19 protein-coding genes and 1 tRNA gene are annotated in these 18,662 nt (G+C 57.3%); 19 read left to right on the top strand and 1 reads right to left on the bottom strand.

Annotation, left to right across the window (positions count from 1 at the left end):
• The first annotated feature begins 319 nt into the window (after window positions 1-319).
• The 9 genes from ETAA8_RS27945 to ETAA8_RS27905 all read left to right on the top strand — a co-directional run bounded on the left by ETAA8_RS27945 (window position 320) and on the right by ETAA8_RS27905 (window position 7,907).
• A complete protein-coding gene (locus ETAA8_RS27945; protein WP_145096595.1) occupies window positions 320-1,666 on the top strand; it encodes a DUF1015 domain-containing protein in 1,347 nt (448 codons plus the stop codon).
• Window positions 1,667-1,767: 101 nt separating this feature from the next.
• Window positions 1,768-2,268, top strand: coding sequence for a hypothetical protein (locus ETAA8_RS27940; protein ID WP_145096592.1), 501 nt, complete (start codon window positions 1,768-1,770; stop codon window positions 2,266-2,268).
• Between the two features lie 458 nt (window positions 2,269-2,726).
• Window positions 2,727-3,473: a ParA family protein gene (locus ETAA8_RS27935; protein WP_145096590.1), complete on the top strand. Its 747-nt coding sequence runs from the start codon at window positions 2,727-2,729 to the stop codon at window positions 3,471-3,473.
• Window positions 3,466-4,470, top strand: a complete 1,005-nt coding sequence (locus ETAA8_RS27930) for a ParB/RepB/Spo0J family partition protein (protein WP_145096587.1) — start codon at window positions 3,466-3,468, stop codon at window positions 4,468-4,470. The genes ETAA8_RS27935 and ETAA8_RS27930 overlap by 8 nt, the downstream gene beginning before the upstream one ends.
• Window positions 4,471-4,555: 85 nt before the next feature.
• A tRNA-Pro gene (locus tag ETAA8_RS27925) sits at window positions 4,556-4,630 on the top strand.
• A 110-nt stretch (window positions 4,631-4,740) separates the two neighbouring features.
• Entirely contained in the window at window positions 4,741-6,021 is a 1,281-nt protein-coding gene (locus tag ETAA8_RS27920; protein WP_145096584.1) for a tyrosine-type recombinase/integrase, read from the top strand.
• Window positions 6,022-6,052: 31 nt separating this feature from the next.
• Window positions 6,053-7,096 carry a hypothetical protein gene (locus tag ETAA8_RS27915; protein WP_145096581.1) on the top strand — a complete coding sequence of 348 codons (1,044 nt, stop codon included), beginning with the start codon at window positions 6,053-6,055 and terminating at the stop codon, window positions 7,094-7,096.
• Window positions 7,097-7,310: 214 nt separating this feature from the next.
• Window positions 7,311-7,673 carry a DUF1580 domain-containing protein gene (locus ETAA8_RS35995; RefSeq protein WP_145096579.1) on the top strand — a complete coding sequence of 121 codons (363 nt, stop codon included), beginning with the start codon at window positions 7,311-7,313 and terminating at the stop codon, window positions 7,671-7,673.
• 12 nt (window positions 7,674-7,685) lie between these two features.
• Window positions 7,686-7,907: a hypothetical protein gene (locus tag ETAA8_RS27905; protein WP_145096576.1), complete on the top strand. Its 222-nt coding sequence runs from the start codon at window positions 7,686-7,688 to the stop codon at window positions 7,905-7,907.
• 1,048 nt (window positions 7,908-8,955) lie between these two features.
• On the opposite strand, the gene ETAA8_RS27900 is transcribed toward ETAA8_RS27905, so the two are convergent.
• On the bottom strand, window positions 8,956-9,192 hold the full coding sequence (locus ETAA8_RS27900) for a hypothetical protein (protein WP_145096573.1): 237 nt from the start codon (window positions 9,190-9,192) through the stop codon (window positions 8,956-8,958).
• Window positions 9,193-9,649: 457 nt separating this feature from the next.
• On the opposite strand from ETAA8_RS27900, the gene ETAA8_RS27895 reads away from it, so the two are divergent.
• The 10 genes from ETAA8_RS27895 (at window position 9,650) to groL (ending at window position 18,632) form a co-directional block, all read left to right on the top strand.
• A complete protein-coding gene (locus ETAA8_RS27895) occupies window positions 9,650-10,288 on the top strand; it encodes a hypothetical protein (protein WP_145096570.1) in 639 nt (212 codons plus the stop codon).
• A 276-nt stretch (window positions 10,289-10,564) separates the two neighbouring features.
• Window positions 10,565-11,113, top strand: a complete 549-nt coding sequence (locus ETAA8_RS27890) for a hypothetical protein (RefSeq protein ID WP_145096568.1) — start codon at window positions 10,565-10,567, stop codon at window positions 11,111-11,113.
• Between the two features lie 69 nt (window positions 11,114-11,182).
• The gene (locus tag ETAA8_RS27885) at window positions 11,183-11,389 is read left to right on the top strand and encodes a DUF2997 domain-containing protein (protein ID WP_145096565.1); all 207 of its coding nucleotides are present in this window, start codon (window positions 11,183-11,185) and stop codon (window positions 11,387-11,389) included.
• 360 nt (window positions 11,390-11,749) lie between these two features.
• Window positions 11,750-12,712: a RecB family exonuclease gene (locus tag ETAA8_RS27880; RefSeq protein WP_145096561.1), complete on the top strand. Its 963-nt coding sequence runs from the start codon at window positions 11,750-11,752 to the stop codon at window positions 12,710-12,712.
• A 638-nt stretch (window positions 12,713-13,350) separates the two neighbouring features.
• Complete coding sequence (locus ETAA8_RS27875) at window positions 13,351-13,773, top strand: PD-(D/E)XK nuclease family protein (protein WP_145096558.1); 423 nt, start codon at window positions 13,351-13,353, stop codon at window positions 13,771-13,773.
• A gap of 499 nt (window positions 13,774-14,272) precedes the next feature.
• Window positions 14,273-14,737 (top strand): universal stress protein, encoded by a 465-nt coding sequence (locus ETAA8_RS27870; protein ID WP_145096555.1) that lies wholly within the window; start codon window positions 14,273-14,275, stop codon window positions 14,735-14,737.
• Between the two features lie 45 nt (window positions 14,738-14,782).
• Window positions 14,783-15,259 carry an aminoacyl-tRNA deacylase gene (locus ETAA8_RS27865; RefSeq protein WP_145096553.1) on the top strand — a complete coding sequence of 159 codons (477 nt, stop codon included), beginning with the start codon at window positions 14,783-14,785 and terminating at the stop codon, window positions 15,257-15,259.
• 10 nt (window positions 15,260-15,269) lie between these two features.
• The gene (locus tag ETAA8_RS27860) at window positions 15,270-15,524 is read left to right on the top strand and encodes a hypothetical protein (RefSeq protein WP_145096550.1); all 255 of its coding nucleotides are present in this window, start codon (window positions 15,270-15,272) and stop codon (window positions 15,522-15,524) included.
• Between the two features lie 15 nt (window positions 15,525-15,539).
• A complete protein-coding gene (locus tag ETAA8_RS27855) occupies window positions 15,540-16,487 on the top strand; it encodes a PAC2 family protein (RefSeq protein WP_145096547.1) in 948 nt (315 codons plus the stop codon).
• Window positions 16,488-17,006: 519 nt separating this feature from the next.
• Entirely contained in the window at window positions 17,007-18,632 is a 1,626-nt protein-coding gene (groL, locus tag ETAA8_RS27850) for a chaperonin GroEL (RefSeq protein ID WP_145096544.1), read from the top strand.
• Window positions 18,633-18,662: the final 30 nt, after the last annotated feature.

The following is an 18,662-nucleotide window of genomic DNA, read 5'->3' as shown; positions in this document are numbered from 1 at the left end:
CTATACGACCATTTTCTCGGCAAGTCTTAAGGGAGTCGTGCAGCACATCTTCACTGTGCGGCACAACCCGACCGCCCCTGATTGGCTGGTGCTCGGCGGACTAATCCGACCGGCAGGCCATTTCGGAGTGGTTCGCCCCCTGCTCATCGGTGCGACCCGGCGATAAAATTGTGGCTTCGCCTACAACCGTTCCAATCGCAACTTCGTACATTCGTCGGGTTGCAGTGGACGCGGCAGGTAGGCTGGGCACCGTATTGCAACCTCTGGGCCAATCAGTTCAAAAACTGAGCGTTCCTCTCGCAGCCGAGCAGTTTCTTCCATGCCAACGATTCAAGCCTTCCGCGGACTTCGTTACGACCTGGGCCATGTCGGTTCCTTGAGCGACGTTGTCACGCCTCCCTACGACGTTATCTCCCCCGAGTTTCAAGACGAGCTTTATAAGAAGCACCCGGCTAATTTCATTCGCCTCGAATTGAACCGGGACGAACCGGGGGACAATGAGCAATCGAATAAGTACAGCCGGGCTGCGAAGTTCCTCCGCAACTGGCGCAGCGAAGGGGTGATGCAACTCGACCCCGATCCGGCGCTCTACGTCTATCATCAGACTTTTGAAGCTGCTGGGCAGACGTTCACGCGCCGGGGCTTTATGTGCCGCGTAAGGCTCGAACGCTTCGGCCAAGGCAAGATCTATCCGCACGAAGAGACGCACTCGGGTCCGAAGGCAGATCGCCTGCTGCTGACAAAGGCCTGTAAGGCAAACCTCAGCCAGATTTTTGGCCTCTACCCAGATCCGGCCAATGAAGCCCAGAACATGCTCGAGGAATCCGTATCCCAGCAAACCCCGCTGACGGCGACCGATCACTTGGGCGTGGTGCATCGCCTTTGGCCGGTGACCGATGTGCGAACCATCGCAGCTGTGGCGAGCATCATGGACGCCAAGCCAATGTTCATTGCCGATGGTCACCATCGCTATGAGACCGCCTGCAACTATCGGGATGAACTGGCCGCTGCGGGTCCGCTCGATTCGAATCACCCGGCGAACTTCGTGCTGACGCAGTGCGTGAGCATGAACGATCCGGGTTTGCTGGTGCTGCCGACGCATCGATTGTTCCGCGGCGTGCCGCCGATTACTTCGGTCGAGCTGTCGTCGAAATTGCAAGGCTCGTTCATCACCCGGCCAATTGGCGTTGGCGCGGATCTGGCCAGTGCGCTTTGGCAGGAGATCGCGGCTGGTGGACTGCAGAACAAGCTCGCCTTCTACACCGCCCAGGATGATACCTGGACGCTAGCACTCGCCACGGAAGAAGGTTCACAGAAGTTAGCTAAGCTCGCCTCGGAGCACAGCAGCGACTGGCAAGGACTGGGCGTTTCGATCTTACATCGCCTGGTGATGGAAGACCTGCTCGGCCTAACTTCGCTGCCGAAGCCAATGTACGTTCACTCGGTGCAGGAAGTGATCGAAAACCTGAAGAGTGGCGATAAAGCGGGCCGCGATGCTACGGGCCAAATGGGCACCGGTGGCCGCTTCGAACTGGCCGCCCTCGTCATGCCGGCCACCGTCGAGCACGTTCGGCTCATCAGCGAACACGGCGAACGCATGCCCGCCAAGAGCACCTACTTCTATCCCAAGCTGCTCGGCGGCATGGTGGTGCATCCGCTGGAGTAGGTCCAAGATGTGGTCGCGTAGCGACGAGTCACTCCCTCGCCCCGGTACTACGGGGATAGGGCCGGGATGAGGGGCTGATCCGCAACACGACGGTGCCTCGAATGGAACTAACTCAACCCGCATCGCTCCTGAAGTTGGCCGCGTCACTCGGCAGCACGGTCGCTATCGCTCGACTCTCGAACTCGGATCGTCAGTCGCTCGACGACGGCATTCGCCTGTTCATGTCGACTGCCGACTTCTTGCCAAATGGTTTTGAATATGGTCCGGCAACCTTATGGCCGTACACTCACGAAGCTGCGTTGAGAATGGGATTGGCGGCGTTTCGAGAATTCCTTCCCGATTGGCGGGCGGCGTTTCAGGAGCACGGAGATATGATTCCAGACAACGTAGCTCCGGAGTTTCCAAGTAAGGTGCTCCAAGCAATCGAGGGCTGGCTGCGTGAACCGCAATCGTTCGACTGGGACCAACATGGCGAACTCTATTGCCTTATCAAAGACGAAACCTGCCTGGATGGCTATCTACCAAACGATTTTCCCGGTGTGCCCAAGATCGTTTCGGCGTGGTGTCTCGGTTCGCTGAAGTTGATTGACGCTAGCAATTAGGATGATCCGCTGAATCGAAGACGCACTTTCGGTGTCGGTGCGGAAGTGTTCAATCTCGACGGCGTGTATTCCGGGAATGTGCCTGACGGCATCGCCTTCCTCTTGGAAGCCACGGGCGATGACTCGCGGATTCGAAGGGCGATTGAGAGCGAAGTGATTCCCTGGTGCCTAGCCAGATCGCAATCAAGCGAGTGAACCGGCACGCCCGTTCCACGTGAAACAACGCCGGCCGCGTCGACCTTGCCGTTTCACGTGAAACACCGCGACCCGCCGAATCCTCCTGTCTTTACTTCTGCATTCTGCCTACTTACTTCTGCCTTCACCGCAAACGCTCTTTCCCCAGTTGTCACCTGCCACTATCATCCGCCGCGGAACCGGGCTGGAGTTCCGGCTTTAGCCGGCTGACTGCAGTGCGGCAAAGACACCGGCTAAAGCCGGAACTCCAGCGGAGGGAACTGGTGGGAAGGATTCTGTGCGTGGCCAACCAGAAGGGAGGCGTCGGCAAGACGACCACAGCCATTAATTTGGCTGCCGGGTTTGCACGCGCCGGTAAACGCACCCTGCTGATCGACCTCGATCCACAGTGCAATGCCACTTCCGGCCTCGGCCAGCAACCGACGGCCCGCCATGCCTTGGTTCAACGCAATCCGCTGCACGAGTCGGTCTTGCCGACACCCTACGAAGGTCTGTCGCTGTTACCCGGAAGTCGCTCGTTCCAGGATGTCGACGCACTCGCCAAGAGCAACGACAGCCAGGCCGATGCGATTCGCCTGCACCTGGCCGGCGAACTCGAAGGGTACGACTTCGTCCTGATCGATTCACCGCCGTCGCTGGGCGGCCTGACGCAAACAGCCCTCGCTGCTTCCACCGAAGTTCTCATGCCCATTCAGTGCGAGTATTTCGCCATGGAAGGGCTGACGCAAATGATTAACGTCATTCGCTCGGTGATGAAGAAGCATCCGGGGCGGCTCGAGTTCGGCGGCATCTTGCTCACCATGTACGATGCCTCGCTGGAACTGACCCGCGAGGTCGATGCCGAAGTTCGGGATTTCTTCGGCGAGGTGGTTTTTGATACAGTCATCCCCCGCGACGTCGCCGTCGCCGAGGCACCCAGTCATGGCCAGGCCGTGATGGACTACGCTCCTCGCTCGCGCGGCGCTCGGGCTTACATTGAACTCTGTTTGGAGATTTTGGCTCATGAGTAAAGACCGTCGACTAGGCCGTGGACTTGCGGCACTCCTGGGCTCGCCGCTAGATGAGCAGAATCTCGAAACCCCCGTGGAAACGGTCTCGTTGCCGCTGCGAACCGAGCCGCGACTGTTCGACGACAGCGTGCTGCAGGGCTCAGTGACTGAAGTTGCTAGCACCGGTGATACCGGACTGCTGCAGTTGGCGGTCGAAGAAATTCAAGACAATCCGTTCCAGCCTCGCCGCGAATTCAACGAAGAAGAAATCGCCTCGCTGGCCGAGAGCTTAAAGCAGCACGATCTGCTGCAGCCGATTCTCGTGCGCCGCATCGCGGGCCGGTATCAATTGATCTCCGGCGAGCGTCGCCTGCGCGCCGCCATTCGCGCAGGGTGGAAAACCATTCCTGCCCGAGTCCGCGAAGCCGACGATCGCCTGGTTGCCGAGCTTGCCATTGTCGAGAACTTGCAGCGCAAGGATCTCAATCCGATCGAAAAGGCTCTCTCTTTCAAACGCTATCTCGACGAGCATCGCTGCACGCAGGACGAATTGGCCAAGCGGCTGAGCATCGACCGCAGCACCATCGCGAACTTGATGCGGCTGCTGGAATTGCCGCCCGAAGTCCTCGAAAGCCTGCGGACTGGCGCGATTTCGGCCGGACATGCCCGCGCGCTGCTCCCGCTGGGGGACGACGACGAGCAGATTGCCTTGGCTCACCGCATTACCGATGAACAACTCAGCGTGCGTGAAGTCGAACGCCTAGTGAACGAGCAGGTCGCTGCCGAAGACGACGGCCACACCGCTACTGCTCCGACGGCTAAAAAGAAGCGAACCCGAAACGACCAAATCGCGTCGTTAGAGCAGGAGTTGCGGATTGCTCTCGGCACGAAGGTCGAGATTAAGCAGTCGGCAAAAGGCCGCGGCACCGTCGTGATTCACTTCACCGATTCCGACGACTTCGACCGCCTGCGCGAACTCCTCAGCGATTCTGCCCCGCGAGCCAAGCGGGCGGCCTGAGTTTTTGACACCAGGACTTGTCGAAATGGGGCTCTTACTAGCATTGTCCAATTCGGCTTTCGCCGATAAACTACCTATTCACATTCGGGATGTAGCTCAGCCTGGCTAGAGCGCTTGGTTTGGGACCAAGAAGTCGTAGGTTCAAATCCTATCATCCCGACTTTTCGTAAATCTTTGCCGAATAAGTGGTTACATTACCTGCCGATGGTCGGCAGTGCGGCTTTAAGTTCTTCAAAATGGTAGTACCAGTACTACCGGAGAGCTGCCGCCATGTTCGACCGTCCCCGACAAGTCCCCGCGTATCGGCACTACAAGCCCAAGAATCTTGCCGTGGTTCGAATCCACGGCCAGGATTTCTATCTAGGTCCGTATGGTTCCCCGGCCAGCTGGGAGAAATACCATCGCTTGATCGCTGAGCGGTTCTACTCGGACCCGGTCGAGCTCCCCAAACCCGATGAACGGATCGCTTCTCTCACCCTTAAGGAGCTTTCGCTTCACTTCTTCACGTACTGCGAAGGGTACTACCGTCGCGACGGCAAAGCTACCTCCGAGGTGGTCTGTGTGCAGCAGGCTTTGCGTCGGTTGCTCAAACTCTTCGGTGATCTGCCTGCCATCGAATTTAGTCCCTCCAAGTTGAAGCTCGTGAGGGATGAGTTCGTTCGCGATGGCCACTGCCGATCCGTGGTCAACAACAACATTAGCCGGATTAAGCGAATGTTTCGCTGGGCCGTCGAGAATGAACTGATTCCGGTCGCGGTACACCAAGCACTGGCAACGGTGAGCGGCCTAAAAAAGGGGCGGAGCGATGTTCGCGAATCAGCGCCAATTGCCTCTGTCAGCGATGCCGCGATTGAGGCCACGTTGCGTTACCTTACGCCCACGGTGGAGGCCATGGTTCGCCTCCAGCGTTTGACCGGCTGTCGGCCCGGTGAAATTTGCATCTTGCGCCCGGTTGACGTTGAGCGCAGCGAAGACATCTGGTGCTACACACCACGTTGTCACAAGACAGCACATCATGACATTGAACGAAGGATCTTTCTGGGGCCGCGTGCCCAGGCGATCCTTCGGCCCTGGCTTGATCGAGATTCTGAGACGTTTTGTTTCTCGCCGCTAGAAGCCGTAGCTCACCAACGTTCGCTCAAGGCATCTCGCCGCAGGACTCCGCTCGATCGTGGTAATCGCGCTGGCACGAATCGCAAAGCCAAACCGAAACGAACCGCAGGCGACCGATATACGACAACGAGCTACCGTCGCTCGATTGAACGGGCGTGCGATCTAGCGTTTCCGCTACCTCCTGAATTAGTGATCGCAACCGCCGCCGAATTAACCGACGCAGAAATCTTGAGACGTGAAACCCTGGCGCTAGAATGGCGGCGACGACACCGCTGGCATCCCAACCAGCTGCGGCACACCCGCGCTACGGAACTGAGAAAGGTACACGGCCTAGATGGGGCTCAGGTCGTCCTCGGGCATTCGGAGGCGTTTGTAACCCAAATCTACGCCGAGCGCGATTTTTCCAAGGCGGCAGACATTATGCGACAGTCGGGCTAGCTGCTTGCCTCCTGAATGAATGCAGTTACGAATGTCGAAAACCGAATCGACCAGCGAAAATTCCGAGCAACTTGAAGCACTAGCTTTTGGCCTTGGCCTGCGGATCAGTCAAGCTAAACAGGTAGCCGGATACTGGGTAATGGGCCGAACGTATTTCGATGTTCCCGAGCGCCAGTCGCCGAATTCAGATTTCGATTTTGAAATACTTGCGCTCTTTAGAGCGCGGGCCATGCGCGCTGTCAGGATCACGAGCGAGTTAAGGAAGAACCTGATTGATTCAGGTGCTACGGAACTCGAAAGATCGAGCGTCGGCATCCTGCTGGATGCCTGCCAGACCATCAGCGACTGGCGCGCGCCTGTAGAGGAGTGGACTTACGATTACACGGTTCATGGAGGGTTAGTCATTTGGCCAGGGCAAGCCAAGAGCGAAGCGGGGCAGCTTCTTGACAAAGTCGAGGAAGCTGCAATTTCTTCGATTCGCCAAGTTGGGCGACATCGTGATTGTCCGCTTCTCGAAGCATGGTTGCAGTTAGGACTCGTCGTTTCCGATTGTTTCGACGAACGCGACACAGAGGCTCCTCCCGAAGAGTGGCCGGGCCTCGAACCACTTGAGTTCTCGAGCCGGGAACGCTTCTCGCCCGAAATTAAGAATCTGGAAATAGTCAGAAACTTGGCCGATAAGCTGTCCGTTCAAGGGGAGGAAATCGCCCCGTCGTCCTGGAATCCCTATGATCCGGTTCAGAAATTGATCATCGACGAACAAACCATTCCCGCCATCTTTCCGGGATGGTTTCCGCCCGAACTCTTGTTCCGAACGAAATACTCGGGGCGACCTCGCGCCTGTTTTGGACGAGATCAGTTGTTTCTCCAGTGGGCGGAAAATTTGCCCCCCAGAGACTCCAAAAAGCTCAAAAAACGCCTTATGGAGCGGTGGAATAATTTGCCTGACAGCGAACGGCGAAAGATCTGCCCAGATTTCCCTGGTGTGCTGAAAGACACCGAACCGGTCAAAGCCGGGCTTCGGAAAGCCAAAACTGAGCGTGAATTGCGGTCACTCAAGCAATTCGGACTTTAACCGACTTTTCTCTGTCGGCGGGTGGGTATACCCACTTGGACATTTTTCCGGGGAGCTCGCAAGATGGGCGAAGTTTCGTCCATTCCCTAGTAACGTTGGAGAACCGCATGAGGTCCGCAAGTTGTCGAGGTGACCGACCCTGTATTGTCTTCGTCTATTGGCTGCCAATGCAGCGGAAAGGAGCTGAGAGCCTCCTCGCCACGAGTCGCGGCCAATGAGCGCCACTCTCGATCTTGCAGCCGAACGCTTCATGACGATGGCGGAGGCTACATCGCTACTACCGCGACTGCGAGCAGGACGACCGGTGCATCCGAGTACTGTAGCCAGGTGGGCCTTGCGAGGCCTGCGAGGCAGGCGACTGCGCTCGGTGCGTATCGGAGCGACCTTGTGCACAACGGCTACCTGGCTTTCGGAATTCATCGCCGAGATCTCGCCTAAATCCACCAAAATCGAAGAGATCTCGATCAATCGAACCGCCATCGATGCCAAGCTCGCCGCCAAAGGATTGTTACCGCATAGCACCGAGAAACGAACTCCCCGAGTTGCAAAGATTGCAACGCCTAAAAAACTTAACTAAACGATGCCCCATATGAACAACAACTCGAATAAGACTCCGAAAGAATGGCTTGATTATTTTGAACTGTTGAATCGCAAGCTCGGCTCGGGCGATGTGAACATTGCTAATGCTCGGCAAACGGCGGAAGAAATTGAACTGCAGGCAACTCGGATGCAGCGCCACGAGGGCGATCCGAGTGGGCGCGGCTGGATGGTTGGTCCAGGTTCTGGGAGCGAATGTCGCCGACTCGCATGATCTGATTTGGGATTGTTGGTCGGCGGAGACGAAAGTCGGGAATGTTGAACTCAAGCGATTGAAGAAGCGTTCCGCAGCGAAATGCAAGGAATTCGATTGTTTTGGTTCATCGTGAATTGGATAAATGGGCTCTGGTGAGTTAGTTCGACCGCTACTTTCAGCCGACGAAAGGCCCCTCCGCGGCACGAGCCATCGGCTGATCTCCCCAGACAATGGCCTGAGAGTCGTCCTCTTCTCGCCATACTTGAGTAATCGTTTACAGCATCTCGTCACGCGTCTAACCAAGACGGACATGATGTCCGGCGAGTGCCGCAGACTGCCTGCACTGGTCAATGTGGCTGGCTTCATTCCGGCGGCTTCGCCAGATGATGCCAATCGAGCAGTAGGGCAGAGCCACCCGTCCCTCGCATAACAGCGAGGGACGGGCTTAGGCGGCCTCTTCTCTGTCATCGGTTTGGTCACCAGTCATCGGGTGCGCTCTTGTAGACGTTTACTGCAACTCGTCACGCCGTGCGCCGCCGAAATTGCTGCCCAATTCTCGATCGACTGTGTGACTTGACGCCAAACTGGGGTTGAGAAATCTCCCAGAGCTAGCTAGGATCGTTTGTGACGCGCTGGGAGCAAGTAACGAGCTAGGGTCAGCTCAATTGGGGTCGCTCAAGTGAGCGACCGATACTCCCGCACTGTCTCTATTGCCCGGCCCCACACGGCGACTTGATCCGCAACTGATCATCCGGTCTCAAAGCAGGCCGGTGCAACCGATTCTTTGTTGATTGAAATGCTCGTTGGTCTCGGCAGAGAGAAAATCCAGCACGCCGGCAGCGTGGGAAATTACATCATGGTCGTGCCGGACCGGAAACTGACCAATGAACGCATCGATCCGTCCCCGAGTCCAAGCCCCTAACGGCAACAGGACTCAGCCGCCGCCGGAGCTAATACTGCGGAAGCGAGCGGAGGCTAAAGAGCTCCCGCCGCTAGCCGGGCACAAGCGGTGGCAACGGCGCATCGAGCTCATCCGCCATCGCTGCCATTCGCCGCGCGGATTCGCTCACCAAAGCTTCGCTACCGTGGCCTCCGTGCCATCGAGTTTTTTATAGACCGATTTGGCGATTACCTGCAGCGTCCCTTCCATCGCCTGGTACGCCGCATGAACCGAGGGCCGCACGCGGCAGACGACCAGGCTCAACAAGCGGACCAGCGTTCGCCGGGCATGAGTGATTCCCGATAAACGAAGTTGCTGTGCTTGAGCCTTCTTTTGAGTAGACGATCGGCGGGCTGTTGGCATCTTCCAGCACGCTGCCTGCGAAGGCCTTACACGGGCCGAGTTTCGGCAACTGTTGCACGTTTACAGGGCCGTCTCGATGGGTGATCCAGCACTTCTCATTCAAGCAGCCATCGTCAAGAAACAGCTCACGCTGGATGAGCTAGACCTGCTTTAAGACCGTTTCCTACCACTGATTGCCCTGCCTCTCCCGTGGTGGCTTGTCCGCCAAATCTTTACCTGAATTTTTTCGATAAGCGTGTCAAAATAACATGCTCCCGGAAGCTAACTATTGGGACCCCTCGTTCCAACGCTCCCCGGGCTCGATTTCAGCGGTGATCTAACGATCGCCGCCTTCCAGGCTTGCGTCTTGCGAGCCTGAGACAATTTGTCCCTGCCTCGCGGCGTTTCCGCGGGGCGGTTGTGTTCTTCAGCACGACCGCCCCGTGCTGGGGCGGTCCCTTTCCCAAGGATCGTACCCATGATTGCCATTGCGCCTATCTCTTCCCCCGCTCCCCGCCGCACGAACACCCAGAACAACTGGCAAGATCGCTACTTACTGCTGCTGCCCAAGATTCGCCTGATCGCCCGCTGTGCTTTTCGCAAGCTTCCCGCTGAAGAACGCGAAGATGCGATTGAAGAGGTGATTGCCAACACCTTCGCGGCTTACGGCCGACTAGTCGAACGTGGCAAAGAGTCGATCGCCTACGCTTGGCCGCTGAGTCGTTACGCCGTGGCTCAGTACCGCGCTGGCCGGCGCGTGGGCTCATCGCTTAATGTTCATGATGTCCTGTCGCCAAATTGCCAGAAGCGGAATGGGCTGGCGTCGCGCTCGTTCTCTTATTGCCACAAGAGCAGCCAGTGGGAGGAATTGGCCGTCGAAGATCGGCGCGCGACGCCCGCTGATGTGGCTGCCTGCCGACTCGATTTCCGGGCCTGGCTGCGTGGGCTCGAACGGGCAAAGCGAACCGCTGCCGAATTGTTGGCTGGCGGTGCGACCACGATGGATGCCGCTCAGCAGCTCGGCCTGAGTCAAAGTCGGGTTAGTCAGCTCAGGCGAGAGCTGAAAGAGGCCTGGGAGCAGTTTCAGGGTGAGGCGAAGGAGGTTGCCGCGGCTTGAATCTAGCTTACCGAGTGTAGCAATCGTTTGGAGTTCTCCGCGGCTGCGAGGTCTGCCGCGGAGATGCTGAACGCAGTGCCAGCTTGCCCTGCAAACGTAGGCGTTCTTTCATCCCAGCTTCTTGAAAGGAGGTGCGCTTGCAGCTCACCACGTTGGTTGTCTGTTTTTCGTTGTCCTTGGCGGCTTTGGCGGTAGCTTTGGTGCGGCAAGTTCGGCTGTACCGAGCGACGCGCAGGCTGCTGGGAAGGTTCCTTCTTCAAAGGAGAACAAGCACGCATGAAACGACTCGGTCTCGTGATCGGCATCGCCGCAGGCTGCGCTCTCGCCGGTTGCAGCACCGACGAACGCCTGGCGGACCTGGCTCAGCAGGTCACGCATGAACAGGCTGCTCAGAATGAACGGATGGCTGAAGCCTCCCAGACTGTCGCCCTGGGAAGCCAACAACTCGTCGTGGCCGATGCGCAAGCGCGCCGTGAACTAATCGACCTTCAGCACGAGCTGCGTCGCGACCAGGCAGGGATCGCTGAACAGCGCGACGTGTTGGAGGTCGAACGACGGGAAGTCGCTCAGGCTCGACACAAAGAATCACTTCTTACCAGCGGGCTTACCGCCGTGGGAACGCTACTCGCAACCCTGGCACCGCTAGTGCTTGCAGCCATCTCACTTATCGGTCTATGGCGGGAAACGACGAAGGAAGAGGAAGGCCAGGTTCTCATCGAAGAACTTGCCCACCACTTACTGGCTGAGCCACTGCCTTTGCTGCCAGAGCCCGATCGCTCAAAGCCCGAAACACCGGACGAGGATCAACAGCCTCCGCCCTTGTAGTACGTTCGTCCATCGAACCACCTTCGTCCAGAAAGGTCTGCATGTCCCACAAGTGACAGGAGGTGCAACGTGCATCAGACGATCGAAGTTACGATCACTGCCTCTGGGGAGACACGCTTGGAAACTCGCGGCTTCGCCGGCGGAGCTTGTCGACAAGCCAGCCAATTCCTCGAACAGGCTCTGGGTACCAAGCTGCTGGAATCGCTGTCACCCGAGTTCTATGCCAGCCAAGTCAACCAGGACCAGGTCGAACGGCAGCAGGGTTGCGGCCTTTAAAAGGCTCCGACTGGTGGGAGAAATACCCAGCTGCATTCGCATCTTGGCTGCGACCTTGCAGGGTCAAGCCTGCTACGAAGCTCGCTGATTTCCCTGCACTCTTTGCGTCACGCAGTTCCCAAGTTAGCAAGGCGTAGCGCTGCCGGAAGACCAAAACAGCAGGAAGCGTGCCGGGTGAGTTTGCGAGCCTCAAAAACACCTACTTCGGGGCTGCCTTGGCTGCCCACCTTGGATGCACTCTCCGCCATTTCCTTCACTCAGGTTACGTCGGGAACGCGTGTACCCGAGTCAATCAATCCACTCGCCGGGCAATTTGTCCGGCTTCGTTTAAGTCTGCTTCACCACCTTCGGAGTCACTCCATGCTTCAAGATCGTCTATCGGAACTGATCCAGGCTTGCTTCACGGGCATCTGGGTCGAAAGTCACGAGCATGAAGATGCTCTGGCCGAAATCAGTACACTGTGCCAGCAGGAAGCCTGGCGATTAAACGTCTGGGATCTGGAGCAGGGCCTGTGCATTCCTGGGCAGGAGAGCCTGGCGGGAAGTGCAGCTGGCGCCGTTGATCCCCTCGCAGCCATCCGTTCGGCCAGCACGCTGGCCGCTGCCGGCAGCACCGGGATTCTGGTGCTCGTCAATTTCCACCGCTTCCTGCAGTCGGCGGAGATTGTGCAGGCTCTGAGTCGGCAGCTCACCGCCGGCAAGCAATCGCGCACGTTCGTTATTATTTTGTCGCCCGTGGTCCAGGCGCCCACGGAACTCGACAAATTGTTCGTAGTGGTTGAGCATCCACTCCCGTCACGCGCGCCGCCGGCTGAAATGAAACCCGTGCGTAGTTACCTTAGCTTCAGTTCGATCCGCACGTACCAGTCATGCCCATTGAAGTATTTTTTCAAGTACATCGCTGGCTTGCCCGAAGAATCAGTTTCAGCCAGCCTCGTGTTTGGCAGTGCGATCCATCGGGCGATCGAGCATCTCTATCGCCAGCAGATGATTGGCGGTGCCGCGCCAGGCGTGGATGAATTGCTCACGCACTATCAGGCCGAATGGCAAGAACGGGACGCGAAGCCTGTGCGTTTCGGTCGTGAGGATGATGCGGCTGCACTCACCGATCTGGCTGCTCGAATGTTGACCGCCTTTCGGGAAAGCGAATTGGCCAAGCCCTCGGGTACGATTCTCGCCATCGAAGAAGAACTTCGCGGCCCGCTCATTTCAGGCCTGCCAGACTTGCTCGGTCGCGTTGATCTGATCGTGGAGACACCGAGCGAGCTTTTAGTCAGCGATTGGAAAAGTGCGCCTGATGTATCCGTGCTGGCTCAGCAATGAGCAAGCACGGGAAGCCTTGTTGACAATGTCGAAAGACCGTGGCCGTTTGGTCGGCCACCGTGGCTAAGGGGTTACGTTGATGAAGTGTGTAATTCATCGGCAAGAAAGCTACCCCAACAATGTGGGACACTGGCAACGCTCTGTAGCCTTGGAAGTCCTGCTAACCAGAGTATCCGCACGACTACGAAAGGAACTGGCTATTACCTTCGGTAAATCGGAACCACACTTCCGCCAATATCAGAGCCGCCCGGATTCGGACACCGGGATAGGGAGTGTCCTAAACGATCGCAAGCTCTGTTTTCCGGCTTCGCGATCCCTGGCAACTGTGCCAACGATTCACGGGCCAACCAAGTATCCCGTGATGTTTAGGGGAGCAGCAGACCGCTGTTGGGTATGAAAAAGTCAGAGTCTAAACGGATGCGTTTGAGTGCCAACAAGGGAACCAGGGAAGCTCGGCTGAGTATGGCAGTTACACCGCTAGGCCGATCGCAAGACCGACCCAAGCACCTGCCGATGAGACAGCCGAGTGGCGGAGCACCCGTAGTAGTCGGAGGTCGGGAAAGCCGACCACAGGGCGAAGGGGTGCAGGATGATTCGTGGAGGATGACTGAAGTGTTCTTTAATTTGGAGGCTTCCAAATGAACATCGACGAAGTCCAACGTGAAGAATCATCTGGAAAGCCGGATGCTTGGAAACTTGCACGTCCGGTTTGGGGTTGGGGTCGAGGTGAAATTCCGCGGCCTACACCACCAAGCCGTTCGCGCTGGTCGGCGGAGCAAGTCGAGGAATCGACCGAGCAGCTCTTGCTGTACTCAGAGCTGGCCGCGGACTTTGCACCAGGCAAGCCGGTTCGCATTGAGTTCGCAGTGCTAACGAAGACAAAGACCGTCGCCATCGAGCAGCACTCGGTCGCGGTGCAGCGGGCGCCAGTCGATCGCATGAAGCGCGTCGTCGAACGCGTTTGGAATGCGATCAACTCCGAGCACTTTTATCCTGCTCCGTCGCCGCTGGCTTGTGGTGGCTGCCCGTTTCGCGATCCCTGTCGTAAGTGGCCAGGCTAACAGTTAAGAATCAGTTGGCCCCGGTCGCTCGCCAGGCGGCCGGGGCTGATAAAGCTTTTCTTTAGCATGTGGGATCCGGGGCTGTTAACCGCCGGGTCGCAGGTTCGAGTACTGAGAGGGGCAGCTTTGTCGTGCTGGCCATTCTCCCGATTGTGGTTGCCGACCGGAGGAGTCGCTAGTCGCTTTTCCATTGCATTTTGATCCAGCGGTGGCGAGAACTCGCGCGGAAAAGTCCCAAATGTTGTGACGCGCAGCAGGGCATTTTCCCAGTGCTACGAGCAGTGTGTCAAAGAAAGTAGTGAATCCGCGCGCAACCTATGCCTTCATGCGTGCGGATGTGCACAGCTAGTCTTTCAGGGTTTTTTGGCCAAAAGGATCTGGCCCAGCCATCAGAGACGGAACTGCATTTCTCGCCGTGCAGATCGCATGTGGCATTACATTTGCGGGCGGATGTTCGCGACGCTTTAGGACTTTTGCCTATCCAGTTGAGGTATTCGCCATGGCACTGAAGATTCTTGTTCCTGTTGATTTCTCAACTGGCGCTGAGCAGGCGTTGCAGCTCGCGACCTCGTTAGCTCGCGATCACCAAGGAGAACTCGTGCTACTGCACGTCGAGGAGCCTCCGATGGTGTATGGAGCGGGCGATATGTACTACGGAATCGCAGAGCCGAATCGTGAAGAGTTGCTCACCATGCTCAAGAAGGTTTCAATCGATGATTCGCGAATGATCGTGCAGCGTCACTTAGTCGTTGGTTTACCAGCCACGGCAATCGTCGAGTTCGCTGCCAATAATGCGATCGACTATATCGTCATGCCGACTCATGGCCGAACTGGCTTGCGTCGCCTTCTTATGGGAAGCGTGGCCGAAGAAGTAGTTCGAAAAGCGCCGTGCCCGGTGGTGACGGTTAGCCCCAAGGCTGCAAAACCCAGTGAAGTCAAAGAACCCAGTCCGAGTCACACGTAAGCGACGGCTGGCGCATTCTTTACCAATTTCCGCAGGAGACCGTTCATGAACATCAAACAATTTCTGAACGAGAAACATGTCCCGTATGAGATTCTTTCGCATCAGCATACGGAGGGAGCTTCTCACCTGGCTCATGCAGTGCACGTGACAGGTGCACACGTTGCAAAAACCGTACTGCTGCAGGTCAACCACGGCTTCCGCGACGTGGTGGCCGTGCTCCCTGCTAACCTACGAGTTGACCCCGAGCAAGCGAGCAAGTTACTCGGCGGCGCTGAAGTAAAGTTCGGCGACGAGGATGACCTAGCGATTCATTGTCCAGATTGCGAACGTGGCGTGTTGCCTCCCTTCGGGTCGCAATATGGTATGCGCACGATTGTTGATGCGTCGCTGGCAGGTGGCGAGTACATCGTCTTCGACTGCAATACTCACGAGGAGGCGATTCGCATGAAATGGCACGATTTTGCGACTCTGGAGAATCCGTTGGTAGCTTCATTTGCGGTTGCCGAACCGGTTTCTACTTGAGAACTCGACAATGTCCATTCTGCGATTCGATCCGACGACTTCGGGTTGGGTAATTCTCGCTCCTTCGCGAGGATTGCGGCCGCACGAAACGGCGAAAAAGGTGGAAGATACTGCAGAAGGACCGCCGACCGTTCCAGTCAGTTGCCCGTTCTGTCCCGGTAACGAAGCCCTGACACCGCCGGAGATCTATTCCGTTCTCGGGACCGGCAATTCACCGTGGCGAGTGCGAGTGATCGCCAATAAATTTCCGGCGCTTAACCGTTGATTGGGATGAACCGCGATGGCGACGGAGGAAAGCAAATTGCACAATCCCAGGCTCGTCGCGGTTTGGCCCGGAATGGGGCACGTTGCGATCAGTGCCGGCTACTATTTGATGGCCAAACTGCACATGGACCTTTTTACGGAGGTCGCGGCGCAAGATCTGTTTGACATTGATGCGGTCGAGATCAAGGACGTCATTCTCCAAGCGGGCCGTTTCCCGCGGAGCAGATTTTTCATCTGGCATGATCCGAACCAGAAGCACGATCTGATCGTTTTCATTGGCGAGGCCCAACCGCCATTGGGCAAATTCCACTTCTGTCGCAGCCTGATCGAACTGGCCAAAGGCTGGGGCGTGGAACGCGTGCTCACCTTCGCCGCGATGGCGACTGAGGTGGGCTTGAAGGAGCGAGCCTGCGTATTTTGCACGGCCTCAAATCAGGGCTTACTGGAATCGCTCAAGCCGCATGGCCTGGCAGTTTTGACCCAAGGCCAAATCAGCGGACTCAATGGCGTGCTCCTCGCCGCTGCGGTCGAAGCCGGCATCGAGGGGGCGTGTCTGCTGGGAGAAATGCCGCACATCTTCGCCCAGTTGCCCTTCCCCAAGGCTTCGTTGGCCGTACTGCAAGCCTTTGAAAAAATTTCGGGAGTCAAAATCGATTTGGGCGAAATGGAACGCCAAGCCGAAATGATGAACATGAAGCTTACCGATCTCCTCAAGCATGTGGAGCGTGAAAACGGCGAAGATGAACTAGGCGAGCCTGGGGGATACGAAGAAGGCGAGTTCGAAACCATTCCCGCTGAAGAAGATCGACTTAGTCCAGTCGATCGCGAGCGAATCGAAACGCTGTTCACTGAATCGGCGGCGGATCGTTCCAAGGCTTACGAACTGAAACGCGAGCTAGATCGCGTGGGTGTTTTTGCCGAGTATGAAGATCGCTTTTTGGATCTATTCAAAAAGAAAAGCTAGGTCGCAAAAACCACCGATGCGACCGCGTCCACTGCCACCCGAGCCTCGTGCCCTGCTCGCCGTCGCTGATTCCCGCCCGCAGGATGCAACGGCCACCGTTTTCTCGCGCCGCTGCCATTTAGCCGCGAAACGTCCGAGCCACACGGGGCTCCCTTACGCTACAGGTCGTAAACAAGTTCTACACCTCCTTGGCAGATACCACAGATGCCGGTCGTGGGGTGATTGGCCCCTGCGACTCGCGCCCACCCATCCCTGAGCCCCTCATCGCTCCTTCTGTTGGATTATATCCCGCGGCAATCGAGTCCAGTAATGAAAATCGCCACCGCTGCATTCGAATGCTTGAAACCGCAATCCACGCACATCGCAGCGCGCACCGGCGCACACAAATGCGCGCGGAACCGATCGCTAGGGGTCGCATAAATGGCATCTAAGCATGGAATTGTGTGGCCTTAGGACTTCGCAATTGCGGCACGATCGTTGCAACTGGGCGTTGCGATGTTTTTCGAAAGGTAGACGATCATGTCATCGAAGCAACTTCTGTTTCGCGCCGCAGCTCGTGAAAAGATCCTCAAAGGCGCCACCGCTCTCGCCGATGCTGTCCGCGTGACGCTTGGCCCACGCTCGAAGTGCGTGCTAATCGAGAAAAAATGGGGGCGGCCGCTCGTCTGCAACGACGGTGTGACCATCGCCAAAGAAATTGAACTCAAGGACCCCGAGGAGAATCTTGGCGCTCGCATGCTGCGCGAGGCGGCTGAACAAACGGGCGATGCGGTGGGCGATGGCACGAGCACGTCAACGATTCTCGCCCATGCCATCTATGCCGACGGTCTTCGTAATGTGGCGGCAGGTGCCAGTGCTATCGATCTCAAACGGGGACTTGATCGAGGGCTGAAAGTCGCTGTCGAAGTCATCCGCGCGCTATCGCGTCCTGTGGCTAGTCGCAAAGAGAAAGCGCAAATCGCGACGATCTCGGCCCACAACGACCCCACATTAGGTGAACTGGTCGCTGATGCCATGGAAAAGGTCGGCGGCGAAGGAGTTGTCTCGGTCGAGGAAGCGAAAGGGACAGAGACATCGCTGGAAGTTGTGGAAGGGATGCAGTTCGACCGCGGCTTCCTGTCGCCGTACTTCATCACGAATCCGGAAAAGATGGAGGCCGTGCTGGAATCTCCCGTCATTCTGATTTGTGAGAAGAAGATTTCCAGCATCAAAGATCTGCTCCCACTCCTGGAACAGCTTGCCAAGACCCGCGAGCCGCTGCTGATTATCGCCGAGGAAGTGGATGGGGACGCACTGGCGACACTGGTTGTCAACAAGCTGCGAGGCATTCTGAATTGCATCGCCGTGAAATCGCCCGGTTACGGCGATCGGCGAAAGGCACTGATGGGTGACATTGCCACGGTGACCGGCGGCACTTTCATCGCCAGTGAACTTGGCGTCGATCTCGCCAGCTTGAAGCTGACGGATCTCGGCCGCGCCAGCCGCGTGGTAATCAACAAGGACAACACAACCATCATTGGCGGAGCTGGAAGCAAGGAGGCAATCGAAGGTCGCTGCCAAGAGCTGCGCCGGCAGATCGAAAAAACGACTTCCGAATACGATCGGGAGAAGCTTGAAGAGCGCCTAGCCAAGTTAGCCGGAGGTGTGGCGGTCATTCGCGTCGGCGCGCCCTCCGAGGCCGAGATGAAAAGCCATAAGGAAGCGCTCGACGATGCAATCAGCGCCACGAAAGCTGCGATCGCCGAGGGGGTCGTGCCTGGTGGCGGTCTGACCTTGCTGCGAGCCATCGATGCGCTGGAACGCGAGGAAGCGAACTGCGATGGTGACGAACGGACTGGCCTGCGAATTCTCAAGCGGGCCCTCGAAGCCCCCACACGCCAGATCGCCGAGAACTCGTCGGTCGACGGCGGAGTGGTTGTCGCTCAGATGCGAGCATCTCAAGGCAGCGTTGGGTTCGATGCCGCTACCGGAAACTATGTTGATCTAGTCGAGGCCGGCATTATCGATCCCACCAAGGTCGTGCGACTCGCCTTGCAAAACGCGGTATCCGTGGCAGGCATCCTGCTGCTGACCGAAGCCACCCTTACGGAAATCCCAGAAACAACCAGGGAAGGCGGCAAGGCCGCTGGCTACCCCGCAGAATAAGTTCATCACATTTTAGCAAGTTCATTTCAC

This window comes from Anatilimnocola aggregata (assembly GCF_007747655.1).
GTDB lineage: Bacteria > Planctomycetota > Planctomycetia > Pirellulales > Pirellulaceae > Anatilimnocola > Anatilimnocola aggregata.
The sequence above is the reverse complement of the archived record's forward strand: the minus strand, read 5'-3'. Positions and strand labels throughout refer to the sequence as shown.